The sequence below is a fragment of the Enterococcus sp. HY326 genome, from assembly GCF_026157065.1.
Classification (GTDB): Bacteria; Bacillota; Bacilli; order Lactobacillales; family Enterococcaceae; genus HY326.
Genome location: NZ_JANLGQ010000003.1, coordinates 344,754 through 358,048, shown reverse-complemented (window position 1 = coordinate 358,048; position 13,295 = coordinate 344,754). Strand labels below are relative to the sequence as shown.

Here is a 13,295-nt window from a genome sequence, read left to right as displayed (position 1 = left end):
CTACTCCTGTTCTGGACTCCGTAAATAATAGCCAACCCCACGGCGTGTCACTAAGTAAGTTGGATGACTTGGATTGTCTTCAATTTTTTCTCTTAAACGACGGACGGTTACGTCAACTGTCCGCACATCGCCAAAATAATCATAGCCCCAGACAGTTTGCAATAAATGCTCTCGAGTCATCACTTGACCAATGTGCTTAGCCAAATAATGCAGCAATTCAAATTCCCGATGCGTCAGCTCAATCGTATCTCCCCGTTTAGTCACCATGTAAGCATCCGGTAAAATTGTCAAATCACCAATCGATAACTCCCCTTGCCCGTTATCGACTTCTTTGGCAACTGCTCCTCGCCGCAGATTCGCCTTCACTCGTGCAATTAATTCCCGATTGGAAAATGGTTTTGTGACGTAGTCATCTGCGCCTAATTCCAACCCTAAAACTTTATCGATTTCAGAATCTTTAGCAGTCACCATAATGATTGGCATGTCATAAGTTTTCCGAATTTCCCGCGCAACTTCTAAGCCATCCATTTTTGGCAGCATTAAGTCCAACAAAACCAAATCCGGTTCTACTTCTTTGACTTTTTCTAAAGCTTCTTCGCCATCATAAGCGGTGCTGACTTCAAAGCCTTCTTTGGTTAAATTAAATTTCACTATATCTGAAATTGGTTTTTCATCATCTACGACTAAAATCTTTTTCATAGTTGGGTCACCTCATATTTATTCTAAAAATTCTGTCACGTTACTTTTAATTATACCTTATTTTAGACTTTCTTTCATTAGTTCAAGAAATCTGCCACCTGAGATAAATGAAATATTAAGAAGTCAGGCAAAATTTTTTTTAGTTGCTAGCAATTTTTATTGCTCTACTAATTCAAACAGATAAGAAAAAAAGCTGAGAAAAAAGCAATAGCTTCTCTCTCAACTTTATTTTTAGCTTAATGCCTCTTCAGCCAACAACAAGCAGCCGATAATGCCACTTTCATTCGGTAAACCCCAACGAACAATATAGTCCTCAACTGCTGGTGTTTCCACATAGTTTGCCATTTGAGCGACAAAGGCTTGGCGAATTCTCATTAGCATATGTTCTTGATTCATTACGCCGCCACCGAGAACAATTTTTTCCGGTGCAAGGGACAAAACATAGGTCATCAAAGCCTGACCAATATAATAGGCTTGCAGTTCCCAAATTAGATGGTCCTCTGGTAAGTCCTGCCCTTTAATACCCGTTCTTGCCTCCAAAGCTGGACCAGCTGCAAGCCCCTCTAAACAATCTTTATGATAGGGACATGTTCCTTCGTAGTCATCAGCAGGATGTCGCTTTACATGAATGTGTCCCAGCTCAGGATGTGTGATACCGGAAAAGATTTTCCCATCCAATACCACGCCGCCGCCAATCCCAGTGCCGACAGTTAAATATAAACAACTCTTCTTCCCTTGAGCGGCTCCCTTCTTCAATTCGCCAAAGGCCGCGGCATTGACATCTGTCGTCCAGACAATCGGAATCGAATAATGGGCTTTGACACTACCTAAAAAATCAAAATTTTTCCAGCCAGGCTTGGGTGTCGCTAAAACATAGCCGTAATTCTCCTGTTCTGGATCAATGCCGATTGGACCAAAGGAACCTATCCCCATGGCGGCAAGTTGATATGGCTGAAAAAATGCAAATACCTGTGCCAAGGTTTCTTCAGGCGTGGTTGTCGGAATACTCACTTTGTCAATAATTTTCTGTTCTTGATCGCTGACAGCACAGATAAATTTAGTCCCGCCAGCTTCAATACCACAAAAATACATCAGCTTTACTCCTTTATCTCCATTGTTTTAATTTCATAAGGACGCAAGCCTTCGTTGAAATCGCCCCACGGTTCCTCCAATAAGTTCAATAGTTGAACAGGTTGGTGACCATTTTTCTTAATATTCACCATAGCCTCTTGATTGCTTAAATTATAGCCCCGCAAAATTAAAGCCTGATCACTTTTCCGTCGTTTCAACGCCGTCACTTCGAATACGTGGCCGTCGATTTCCAAAAATTGCTCTGCAGCCGCTAAGTTTCCTTGATGAATTTCTGTTTGTGTCGTTATAAATGGCACTTGGACATTATGGGCCTGCTGATAAGTGGCATAGCGGCTAGCCGGTTTTCCGTGCAGCTCGATACCATAGCTGAAAGTCTGCTCGCCCAAACATTGAGCTTCTGGTGTTGGGAAATAGCCCCAATCGCCTAATTCACCGACACAACGCAATAAAGTCACCGCAATTGTATCCTCGACAATCTCATATTCTGTCAGACCAAAGTTAGAAACTGTTACACCAAAATTTTCATCATGGAGATTAACAAAGGCGTGCTGATGTTGCGGATTAGTTGGATTCTCCCAATTTTTTGAAACTTGGTTTGGACGAGTTACGGTTTCATAAATACTGTCTGCCTCATGGGTTTGCGTTTGAATTGTCGTTGGAAAAAGCACCCGCAGCCGATGATCTTTGGCTTGATTATTGACTTTAGTTTCAAAATTAATTCTCTTGCTGCCCGCTTCAAGAGTTATCTCAGTCGTTAAAGTAAACGGCATTAACTCCTGCGAACGCTGAGCCTTTCGAAAACGAAAATCAACGACCATTTGCTGTTCTAAGGTCAGCAAATCTTCGGCGGATTTCGGAATTACCAGCTCATGGGTCAAGCGAATTTTACCGCACAAAGGAGTATCTTCAACTACCTCAACATGATGTTCAAAGGAAGTCGATAAAATGGCCTGGTCATTTTTTGGCTGTTTAAAAATATATTCATTGGCAATATCACCAACATCTTCAAAAACCAGCAGCTTTTCCAATTTTCGATTCAGCTGTTTATCCGTAAAGCTCACAGAACCATCTGCTTCAATAGTTAGTTTTACTTGATCATTTTCTAAAACTCGGCCACTTTCTTTAACGATAGACGGGCGGATCAGTTGGTTCTGCCCTTCCACTAAGGCAAAAGTTTCCCACGAAAAAGCGTTTAGTTCTGCTATTTCAATGGTCACAGTCACATATTTTTCCATGTAGGGAATTCTGAAACGATCTTTTGGCAGATCGTAATCAAACCGAATCTGCGCTTCACTGATAACGGCCGGCACAACTTTTCCTTCAGCGTTGATTACCTGATAGCTTTTGTTCACTTCTTCGGCCAGTGTTTGATAACCTTCAGACGGATATTGCTCCTTAAAGGTGATACGTTTTAATTCGATGTCGACTTGTGCTGTGCCGTGCTTTTTAGAGCCGGCTGTATTGAACACAATAAATGGAAAACTATCTGCAGGAAATTTGCTTGTATCAATAGCTCCAGCTAATTGTTCAGAAGCTTCTACCGCTAAATATTTGCCAACCTCATTAGCTTTTTCAAAGCGGGGCAGCATTTCCCGATGAACTTCATCGACCGAACAACCGCAGATACTATCATGGGGATGATTTTGCATCAAAGTTTTCCAAGCGTAGTCCAGCTGGTCATGGGGATATTCACCTGTCACGCTATAAGCCATCGCCGCTAAGGGTTCTGTGATATTTTCTAATTGACGGCTGACTAAAGTATTCCACTGCTTTAAATAAATTCTTGCAGAAGCTGTATTGGCCAGGGTAAACCAGCCGTCGGTTTCTTGACTAGTTAATTCACCGCTAACTTGGCCAAGGTCTGCCGGTAAATCCTGTTGGGTAGCCATTAGATAATCCGTAAAGTTTGAGTGAATAAACTCATAATCTGGATACAATTGATTCGCCAAAGCAATCGCTTTTGAAATATCCTTTTGAACTGGTTGATGATCAACGCCATTCATCATCAACAGATGATTAGTCGAAGCATAACGTTCAGCCTCTTTAAGTTTTTGATCCCAGAAAATTTTAGCAGCTGTCGCTTCGGCGGGAATTTCATTGCCGTTACTGTACCAGTTGGCAAATAATAGACCAAAAATTCTACTACCATCTGGGCCTTCCCAGTCCATTTCAGAATATTGAGACGTATAATTATCTGCTAGCACTTCATTGTCAAAGCCAATTGGTTTCACTCCCCGACCGAAAGCCGCCGCCTGCAAATTGGCCTGTTGCATCATTTGTGGAGTTTGGCCCATATTACCAAACGTATCTGGGAAATAGCCCAGCATTACTGGCGTCCCCCACTTTTTGCTTTCCTCCATACCAATCAGCATATTCCGCACATTAGATTCAGCACTGATTAAAAAGTCATCCTGCAAAATATAAAAGGGCCCAATTTGTAATTTGCCGCTGTCAATTGCCCGCTGTACCTCTGCTCTTCTTTCAGGACGAACTTCTAAATAATCATCTAAAATAATCGTTTGTCCATCTAAATGAAAGCTGCTAAAATTTGGATCTGTTTCAAATAAATCTAATAAATCATCCATCAATTGGACTAAGCGCATATGATGCTGCTCATAGGCCATATACCACTCACGGTCCCAGTGGCTGTGGGAAATAATATAAACTTTTTTCTTCATATCAGAGCTCCTGCTGTGTCTAATTTTTTTATTTTTCAACGCGAAGATCAAAATAATCCATCACTAATTCACAAAACATCATATTGGCCCAAGAGAACCACTCACGGGTGTATTGATTAGGGTCATTCACATCAAAGCCTTCATGCATCAAGTGAGTTCCGCCATCGGTTGCCACCAACTGATTTAAAATGCGGACCTTTTCATTTTTATCCTTGGTAGTCATCCCCTCCATAGCTAAGGCAATCGGCCAGACATAATTTTCCGGTGTATGGGAAGAACCAATTCCGCTGGCAAATTTGCCGCTATAAAAATAGGGATTTTCTGGACTCAATAAAGTTTTTCTGGTAGCCAGATAAGTCTCGTCATCAACTTGGCCATAGCCTAAGTAAGGACCTGAAATTAAGTTCGGTACATTGCTGTCGTCCATCACCGTAGCGTTGCCTTGTCCATCAACTTCATAGGCAAAAATCGTTTCACCCGCTTGATTTTTCGTGTGGCCAAATTTTTCAATGCCGGCTTGAATAGCTTCTTTCAATTTTCTTGCTCTAATCACTAACTCTTCATCAGGGATTAGCTGGCTAAAAATTTCTTCTAAATAGCCCAAGATAACAACGGCAAACATATTGGAAGGCACTAAATAACCGTATTGACAGGCATCGTCACTTGGTCTAAAGCCAGACCAAGTCATCCCGGTGGGCACTACTTTAGCACCTCGGCCGTCATTGATTAAAGTATCCTCTTGGCGTGTGGTATCCCGTTCAAATACATAAGGTGATTGATTGTGATCTTGCTCCGTTTCAAATACGGTTAAGATTTTTTTTACTCCTTCAAGGAAATCTGCATTGAATTGGTCGGCTCTGCCAGTATTTTTATAAACTAGATAAGCTAGCTGCACAGGGTAACAGAGGGAATCAATTTCATATTTCCGTTCCCAAATCCAATCGTTCATCTCAGTGTGGTCGCTTTGGTGTCCAGCATGATTGGCAGTTTCATTGAAGGCATTGGCGTAAGGATCGATATTGATATAGAAAAATTGTTTCTTCACCAGACCGGCAATCATCGCGGCTAATTCTTCGTCTTCCTTGGCGACTACTAAATAAGGACGAACTTGAGCGGTTGAATCCCGCAGCCACATCGCTGGAATATCACCGGTTAATAAAAAAGTGGTGCCGTCTGCTTGACGTTTAACAGTCGTTAACAAAGTGTTGGCAAAGGCTGCATTAAAATTTTCTGCCCAATCGGCATGCTCGGTTCCACATTTTTCAGTAATTGTCTGCATAAAATTCTCAACTGATTTTGGTATATCTTTGTAAGCCATTTTAGTAAATCCTCCATAATTGATATATCATTAATTCGTTTTTGATTATACGATAGAAAAATCACTTTGTCTACGCTTTCAAAAAAGTTTTTTTGGGGATTTACAGGAAAAATAAATGTGGTAAGATAGAAAATATGATATATCAAATAGGAGGAGTTATGGAACCTTTATATCAAACCATTTTAAATGATCTAAAAGAAAAAATTCTCAGTGGAACTTTACAGCCGGGTAGCCAAGTGCCCACCGAAAAAGAATTGTCCGATCGTTATCAGGTCAGCCGCATTACCTCTAAGCGGGCGTTGACTGAACTGGAACAGTTAGGGTTGATTGAACGGACGAGAGGCAAAGGAAGTTTCGTCAAAAAGTCAACGCAAAAAAAACTAACCACCAAACGCATTTTATTTTTGCTACCTTTTTCAAATGACCTTTCTTTAGGTAATTTTTCAGAAGGCCTGCTGCCGATTGTTCAGGCTGAAAAATTCGAAGTGATGATGACCAATTTTGATTTTCTAACGAGCCATCACGCCAACGAGATTACCCAAGAATTCGACGGCTTGATTTACTATGCTGATGACGAAAATCAGCATTTAGATTTGTTATTTGAACTGTCACTGCAACAATTTCCGACAATTATCTTGGATAAGCAGCTGCATGATTTAAATCTGCCGGCAATTTATTCTGATAACTCAGCCGGTGGACAAGTTGCCTGTGATTACTTGATTGCATTGGGGCATCAAAAAATTGCTTATATCTTTGGCAATGACCGGCTACCTCAGTCAACCCGCCAGCGCTACCTCGGCTACATTCGCAGCACTAGTGAACATCAGCTGAGCTTCCATACTACTTTAGAAGATCAGCGGGCAACTTTAAACAATCTCTTGGAATATGTCACAACCAATCAGATTACCGCCCTAGTTTGCGAAAATGATTTGGTGGCCATTGAAGCGATGCGGATTTTAAAACAAGGGGGTCTTCAATTACCGGAGAAGCTGTCGGTGATTGGCTTTGATAATATTCAAGCTGCAGCCTTGGTTGATCCTAGTCTCACCACCATCTCGCAAAATTTTAAAGAAATCGGGGCGCTGGCTGGTCAAGCCCTCATCACTTGGATTACAACTGGTCAAGTACCAGACAGTCAAAAAGTCGCCATTCATTTAATTACACGTCAATCGACAAAGGAGCTTATACATGATTGAAACAATTGATACCCGCCACGGAACAGCCAACCAGCACAGTTTTTCAAACGGAAATTGCCTGCCTTATACTGGTGTCCCCTTTGGCATGAATTATTTTGCAGCGCAAACGACGGATCAAAAAGGCAGCTGGTGGTTCCATCCTAATGACCACATCTTTCAAGGCTATCGCTTGACCCATCAGCCAAGTCCTTGGATGGGAGACTTTAGTCATTTTCTTATGACACCTTTTAGTGGAGAATTAAGCGAGCTCTCTTTATTTCACGCTCAAAGTTCCTATCGTCCAGAAGAGGCGACCTTTGCTCCCTATCAACTTATTATTCAGCAACTGCGTTACAATATTACCTCAACGCTAGTGCCAAGCATGTATGGTGCGGCCCTTGAAATTAATTATTCAGAAAAGCAAAATAATTTGCTACTGACTTTTCCAGGCTTAAAAAACCTAGAACAGATTAATAATCATGAGTTGCGAGCCAGCCTGGTTAATTTTAGCGGCTGTGAAGACCCAGATTTTACTTTTTATTTGACCTTCCATTTTTCTGAACCGATTTTAGCAGTGACCAAAAAAAATCAAGAAGAACAAACTTTGGTTAGTTTGGCTTTTGGCACTATTCAAAAACAATCTATCCATTTAGCGACTTCCTTTATCAGTCCAGAGCAAGCTCAGCTCAATCTTGACAGAGAAAAAGAACTTACCTTAGCTGATTTCTGTCAAAAGAGCCAAGAAGAATGGCAGTCTTACTTTAAACGCATTGAAGTCGAGCATACTGATCCGGCCCAAACGAAAACCTTTTATCACAATTTATACCGAACTTTTTTGTTTCCTCAGACTTTTTATGAACTAGATGTAAACAGTGAAAAGATCCACTATGATACAGTGGGCCGACAAATCAGAGCTGGCAGTTTATACACCAATAATGGCTTTTGGGATACTTACAAAACGGTTTATCCCCTGTTTTCTTTAATTGCTCAAGAAAAATTCGCTGATATGCTGGAGGGCTTTTTAAATAGTTATCAAGAAACCGGCTTTTTACCAAAATGGTTATCTCCAGATGAACGAGGACTAATGCCTGGTACTTTGATTGATGCCGTGATTGCCGATGCGGCTGTTAAAAAGATTCGCCCAGATTTAATGCCTCATTTCTTAGAAGCGATGAAAAAAGGTGCGACGGTACAAAGCGACAACACTAATTATGGCAGACAAGGAACGCTGGATTACTTAAAATATGGATATGTGCCAAGTACTTATCATGAATCAGTCAACCATACCTTAGATTATGCCTACAGTGATTTTTGTATCAGTCAAGTGGCTCAAACTTTACAGGAAACCGAGACTGCTCAACACTATGCGGAGCAAGCTTTGAACTACCGCAATATTTTTGATTCGAAGGTCGGTTTGATGCGGGCTAAAGACCAAGAGGGAAATTTCAGAGCTGATTTTTCACCGATTCGTTGGGGAAAAGATTACGCTGAAGGCAGTGCATGGCAAAGTAGTTTTGCAGTCTACCAAGACTTTGCCGGATTAGTCCAGCAAATGGGCGGTCCCTCTGCCTTTACTGAAAAACTAATTACCTTATGTAATCAAGCACCGAAATTTGATGTCGCCGGCTACGGTTTTGAAATTCACGAGATGAGTGAAATGGCCGCCATTGAATTTGGTCAGCTGGCAATTTCAAATCAGCCTAGCTTTCACTATCCTTATCTGTTTAGCTATGTTGGCCGTCCTGAAATGGCCCAGCCATTAATCAAAAATTTACTAACAGAATGCTTTCATGCAGGAATTGACGGCTATCCCGGTGACGAGGATAATGGCAGCACCTCAGCTTGGTACATCTTTAATTCGTTGGGCTTTTATCCAGTCACTCCTGGCACCGGTGAATATGTGATTGGCATGCCGCTAGTTAAAAAAGCAGTTGTGCATTTATCAAACGGTAAACAATTAGAAATTAGCGCAACTCCCAATCAGCCGCAGCAACAATTTATCCACCAGACACTGCGAAATAATCAGCCTTATCAAAAATTATTTTTCAGCCATGAAGATTTAATGGCTGGTGGCGACATCCAGTATGACTTGGGGATTGTGCCAAATCCACAAAGTTATCAAGCGGCAGATTATCCCTTCTCTTTGACTCAAAATTAATATTTTTCGTAATAAAATAGCCGAGCACTTTAGCGACAGTTCCTGATTACAGCGGGCCTTTGTATGGCCCGCTTGCGGAATTTGATAAAGTCTTCGGCTTTTTGCTTTCTATTATGCTGCGCTTATTTCAGATTCCTGTGACAAAATACAAGGAACTTGGCCATCAATAGCTGACTGTAGCATAGAAACTGACTACATCACAGAACTTGTTTACAAGAAAAATTTTCTTATCCCTATTGTCCAATCCGTTTCAAAACTAAACAGCTTCCCTTCAATCAACTGTTCTTATCAGAGCTCTTTGCGAAGTTTTCACAATCAGTTCTTTTCTTGTTTGACTTCAGAATAATCCGTTAGATATTGTTCTCTGAATTCCTTTGGTGTAATACCGTTGAGCTTTTTAAACATCTTGGAAAAGTAGTTGGTATTATTGTAGCCAATTGCATCTGCAATCTCATTGATATTTTGATTGCTGTAGAGTAACAGCTGTTGCGCTTTCTTAATTCGAACTTGATTTAAATATTGAGCAAAACTGCTGTGGAGCTCTTTTTTAAAGAGCTGACCTAAATAGACCGCATTTAAATGCAATTCATCTGCGACATTTTTCAAGCTCAGTTCTTGCTTGTATTTTTTTCGAACGATTTCAATTACCTGCTGGCTTACCTCAGACAGCTGCTTTTCCACTGGTTGCTCACTGACCAGTTGCAAAAGTTCTTCTAGGACATTTTTCAGTTGGTAAAGAGTGGTGCTACTGCGAATCTTTTGAATCGTCGCTTCATAGACAGCTTTAGTGATTACCGGATATTGACGGGAAATATCTGCAAACAATAAAAAGGCAATGTAGCGGGCATTTTCTGGCCGCAGATGCTGACTTTGCACCTCTGCAAAAATTTTATCCAGCTCCAGTTGAATCGTCTTAGCATCGCCAATCATCAAGGACTTATTAAAACCAAAAAAGGAGAATTCCGGTTCGGTCATTTCCTCTAGCATATCCAAATGCTGACTCGGCAACAGCTCAGGATAAAATTTGTTTAGCTCTTCAATCTGCAGAACTTTTTCATAGCTTTCATACACATTTTCCCATTCATGAACGGTTTCCCCAGGATAGATAATGATAGTCTCGTTGAAGCGGCGTTTTAAATCGGCAAAAAATAGTTTAAAGCCAGCCGGTTCCCCTTGAAAAATAATCGTCAGTTGCTGGTCTTGCTGAGGCCCGCTGGTAATCAAAAGCTTTTGCCCTTTGAGCTTTAACTCCTTCATTAAAATTAGCAGCTCATTGGCCGGTCCCATTATCTTAACAACAGTAAAGGGACCAGTCGTTTTCAGCATAAGGTTTTCCATTAATTCAAGAAATTCATGCTCGCTGAGTTCATCATTTAACCAACGGCTGATGGAGCTTTCTGTATACAATTGCTCTTGCTCTTTGCGATATTGTTTATCGTCTAATTCCTGACGAATTTTCTTAACTATCTCTGTTAATTCCTCTTTGTCCACTGGCTTAACTAAATAGTCCTTTACTCCTAAACGAATGCCCTCTTTGACGTATTCAAATTCTTGATAGCCTGAGAGAAAAACCGCTGAAAAATCGTAACCTAAAGCATAGGCTTCACCAATCATCTGAATGCCGCTTAATTCTGGCATTGTAATATCGCTGATTATTAAATCCACCGGCTGTTCTTTTAGATAATCCAAAGCTTCACGACCAGTGCGGGCAGTCTTAACAATCTCAAACCCCAACTCCTGCCAAGGAATGATTTGCTTGAGACCTTCTAAAATCATGTATTCATCGTCTACTAGCATGGCTTTATACAAGCTGTTTCCCTCCTTTGATGCGAATGGTGATGGTTGTTCCCTGTCCCAATTCAGATTTGATGGTCAGGGTTAAAGCTTCTCCGAAAAAGTGCTGCAGCCGTTCATAAACATTTCTGAGGCCAATCGAAGTAGTGAGCGGTGCCTCTGTTACCGCTAATTTTTCTTGTAGCTGAGTCAAAGCTAGTTGACTCATACCTTTACCATTATCAATCACCTTGATGACAATATCCTCTTTTTCAAAAAAGGCCTTTAAGCTGATGGCATTATCATTGCGGGTGTAGTCAATGCCATGAACAAAATAATTTTCCACTAAAGGCTGTAAACTAAATTTAGGAATAATTAATTCCTCTAGTTCCGGCGCAATCGTAAAGCGGTAGGCTACACGATCGGGATAGCGCATCTGATAAAGATAAACATATTTCTCACAAAAAGACGTTTCCTTCTTTAACGAGGTGGTTTTCTCCTGGGTGGTATTGTTTCGCAATAACGCAGAAAAGGCATAGACAACATCCGCCAGCTCATCTTGTTGCTTACTTAAGGCGTACATTCTGACATATTCCAAGGTATTGTATAAAAAATGTGGGTTGATTTGCGATTGCAGCGCCCGCATGTGGGCATCCCGCTGTTTGATTTCCAATTCATAATTATCTTTGATGTATTGATCCAAGCTGCCAATCATAAAATTAATCGCTTCGGAAAGATCAAATAGCTCATCTTGAACTTGCGCAACATCAATGCGCTCGGCTAGATTTCCTTCTGCGACACTGTGGGTGATACCGACAATCGTTTCAATTTGCTGGAAGTAGCGATTAAAAGTTCGTTTCAATGTATAAAGTAAAATCCCTGCCAAAGCTGTCCCTAAGAGAATCATCAAACCAAAAATTTGCAGATTTTTGGTCCACAAAACTTTTTTACTGGCGGTTAAAACGTAGGAATTATTTTTACTAGTTTCTTTTTCCAGCACGTAATATTTTTTCTTAAAAGATGCCGGAATTTTTTCCTCTTTAATGCCGGTCATCAACACTTGGTAATCTCTTGTAGAAACTTGATGCTGTGAAGAAAACATTACTTGATCAGCAGCATCAAAGATATAAGCATCAATTCCTTCTGTCACCATCGTCTCAGCAAAGGTTCCTAAAACAGCTTCCTCTGAAAAGACACCGTAAATCTGCCCGACGATTTGCGAGGTATATTGATCGATAATCGGCCGATTGACAATAAAACCGCCGGAAGGATTAATTTCCCCCTGCGCTTTAATACCGTTATGATTCATCCGGTCAGCCTTCAGATAATCTTCAGAATCCTCTAAAGTGACATACAGCTCGTCTAAATCCGGAAAAGCTGTAAACAAACCGCTGACCGTCGAAGAAATACTGGTGTCTTTTTGATACTCCTCCCAAAATTTTTCTGTGTAAGTAAAATACTCAGAGGGAGACAGCGTTAAATATTTACGGACATTGTCAATTGCTGTGTTAGAACTAGCCAATTCCATATATAAAAAGCTCATGGTATTGTCCTTATCTATCACATAGCTATTAATCCGATTTTCTAAAATGACCATTTCAGCCTGCAGCTTTTTATAATTGGAATCGGTCGTAAAAACGCACAAAGCAGCCACCGTCAGCAGGATGATTCCCACTAACAGAAGGCTGTAAATTTGCATCAAACGATTCATTAAATATTTTTTTTTACTAAATCGAGGCCACCATTTACCCATGAGCCGCCAACTTTCTTTCTACTAATGTTCGACTTTCTTTAGTGGCATAGCCGCTCCAAATAATCAGTAAGGCAAAGGTGGCAAAAAGAACCAAGCCTTTGAAAAGCCAAGTGATAAAAAGGATACTGACCACACCAAAAAGAATTTTTAGAAACGTACCGAAGTTTAGGAAAACACTAACGAAAGCTAATTTTACCACATTTAAAAGGGAAATGTCGTAGCTGGTTTGATAAAGCGTCACATAGATAAATAACACGCTGACTAAAAGAATGGTGAAAAACAAGGCAAAATCAATCACTAGCCACATCAGTCCTTGAATTTGCACTGAAAGGTACAAATTATAACCTAACAGACTGATAATTCCAAAAAATAAGAGAAAGTGCTGATTGCCTCGCTTAAAATTCATTTTCCAACCGGCTAAGAATTTCTTAAAGGTAATCTCCTGGTAATTAAGGCCGTGCTCTACTAACAAATCGTTCATCGTTTGAAAGGCTGGTCCAACACCTAGTAGAATCCCTCCCATCAGAGAAAAAAGTACAAAATACAGATTTAATTTAATAATCATCCACAGTACATAAAAAAGACGTTGAATACCGCTGCTTTCCATTTTGGTTCCTCCATTATCTTTTGAAATATCCAGAGACTGTGA

Annotated in this window: 9 protein-coding genes; 2 read left to right on the top strand and 7 right to left on the bottom strand. The window is 40.6% G+C overall.

The genetic code is table 11. The features are described from left to right. The 4 genes from yycF to ORH16_RS09485 all read right to left on the bottom strand — a co-directional run bounded on the left by yycF (position 1) and on the right by ORH16_RS09485 (position 5,787). Positions 1-699 (bottom strand): response regulator YycF, encoded by a 699-nt coding sequence (yycF, locus tag ORH16_RS09500; protein WP_265458329.1) that lies wholly within the window; start codon positions 697-699, stop codon positions 1-3. A gap of 231 nt (positions 700-930) precedes the next feature. Next, entirely contained in the window at positions 931-1,791 is an 861-nt protein-coding gene (locus tag ORH16_RS09495) for an ROK family protein (protein ID WP_265458328.1), read from the bottom strand. A 5-nt stretch (positions 1,792-1,796) separates the two neighbouring features. Continuing rightward, a complete protein-coding gene (locus ORH16_RS09490) occupies positions 1,797-4,469 on the bottom strand; it encodes an alpha-mannosidase (protein WP_265458327.1) in 2,673 nt (890 codons plus the stop codon). Positions 4,470-4,497: 28 nt separating this feature from the next. After that, positions 4,498-5,787, bottom strand: coding sequence for a glycoside hydrolase family 125 protein (locus tag ORH16_RS09485; RefSeq protein ID WP_265458325.1), 1,290 nt, complete (start codon positions 5,785-5,787; stop codon positions 4,498-4,500). 158 nt (positions 5,788-5,945) lie between these two features. Between ORH16_RS09485 and ORH16_RS09480 the strand changes: the two genes are divergently transcribed. Then, positions 5,946-6,983: a GntR family transcriptional regulator gene (locus tag ORH16_RS09480; RefSeq protein ID WP_265458324.1), complete on the top strand. Its 1,038-nt coding sequence runs from the start codon at positions 5,946-5,948 to the stop codon at positions 6,981-6,983. Beyond that, a complete protein-coding gene (locus tag ORH16_RS09475) occupies positions 6,976-9,120 on the top strand; it encodes a GH92 family glycosyl hydrolase (RefSeq protein ID WP_265458322.1) in 2,145 nt (714 codons plus the stop codon). Before ORH16_RS09480 ends, ORH16_RS09475 begins: the two co-directional genes overlap by 8 nt. Before the next feature lie 315 nt (positions 9,121-9,435). Here ORH16_RS09475 and ORH16_RS09470 read toward each other — a convergent pair whose 3' ends face one another. The 3 genes from ORH16_RS09470 to ORH16_RS09460 are packed head-to-tail and all read right to left on the bottom strand — an operon-like array spanning position 9,436 to position 13,253. Further along, the gene (locus tag ORH16_RS09470) at positions 9,436-10,929 is read right to left on the bottom strand and encodes a response regulator transcription factor (protein WP_265458320.1); all 1,494 of its coding nucleotides are present in this window, start codon (positions 10,927-10,929) and stop codon (positions 9,436-9,438) included. After that, a complete protein-coding gene (locus tag ORH16_RS09465) occupies positions 10,922-12,646 on the bottom strand; it encodes a sensor histidine kinase (protein ID WP_265458319.1) in 1,725 nt (574 codons plus the stop codon). The genes ORH16_RS09470 and ORH16_RS09465 overlap by 8 nt, the downstream gene beginning before the upstream one ends. Continuing rightward, the gene (locus ORH16_RS09460) at positions 12,639-13,253 is read right to left on the bottom strand and encodes a YesL family protein (RefSeq protein ID WP_265458317.1); all 615 of its coding nucleotides are present in this window, start codon (positions 13,251-13,253) and stop codon (positions 12,639-12,641) included. Before ORH16_RS09460 ends, ORH16_RS09465 begins: the two co-directional genes overlap by 8 nt. Positions 13,254-13,295: the final 42 nt, after the last annotated feature.

Coding starts and splice junctions, on each gene's coding strand:
- ORH16_RS09490 (WP_265458327.1), bottom strand. CDS start 4,469: ATGAAGAAAAAAGTTTATATTATTTCCCACAGCCACTGGGACCGTGAG.
- ORH16_RS09465 (WP_265458319.1), bottom strand. CDS start 12,646: ATGGGTAAATGGTGGCCTCGATTTAGTAAAAAAAAATATTTAATGAAT.
- ORH16_RS09485 (WP_265458325.1), bottom strand. CDS start 5,787: ATGGCTTACAAAGATATACCAAAATCAGTTGAGAATTTTATGCAGACA.
- yycF (WP_265458329.1), bottom strand. CDS start 699: ATGAAAAAGATTTTAGTCGTAGATGATGAAAAACCAATTTCAGATATA.
- ORH16_RS09480 (WP_265458324.1), top strand. CDS start 5,946: ATGGAACCTTTATATCAAACCATTTTAAATGATCTAAAAGAAAAAATT.
- ORH16_RS09495 (WP_265458328.1), bottom strand. CDS start 1,791: ATGTATTTTTGTGGTATTGAAGCTGGCGGGACTAAATTTATCTGTGCT.
- ORH16_RS09475 (WP_265458322.1), top strand. CDS start 6,976: ATGATTGAAACAATTGATACCCGCCACGGAACAGCCAACCAGCACAGT.
- ORH16_RS09460 (WP_265458317.1), bottom strand. CDS start 13,253: ATGGAAAGCAGCGGTATTCAACGTCTTTTTTATGTACTGTGGATGATT.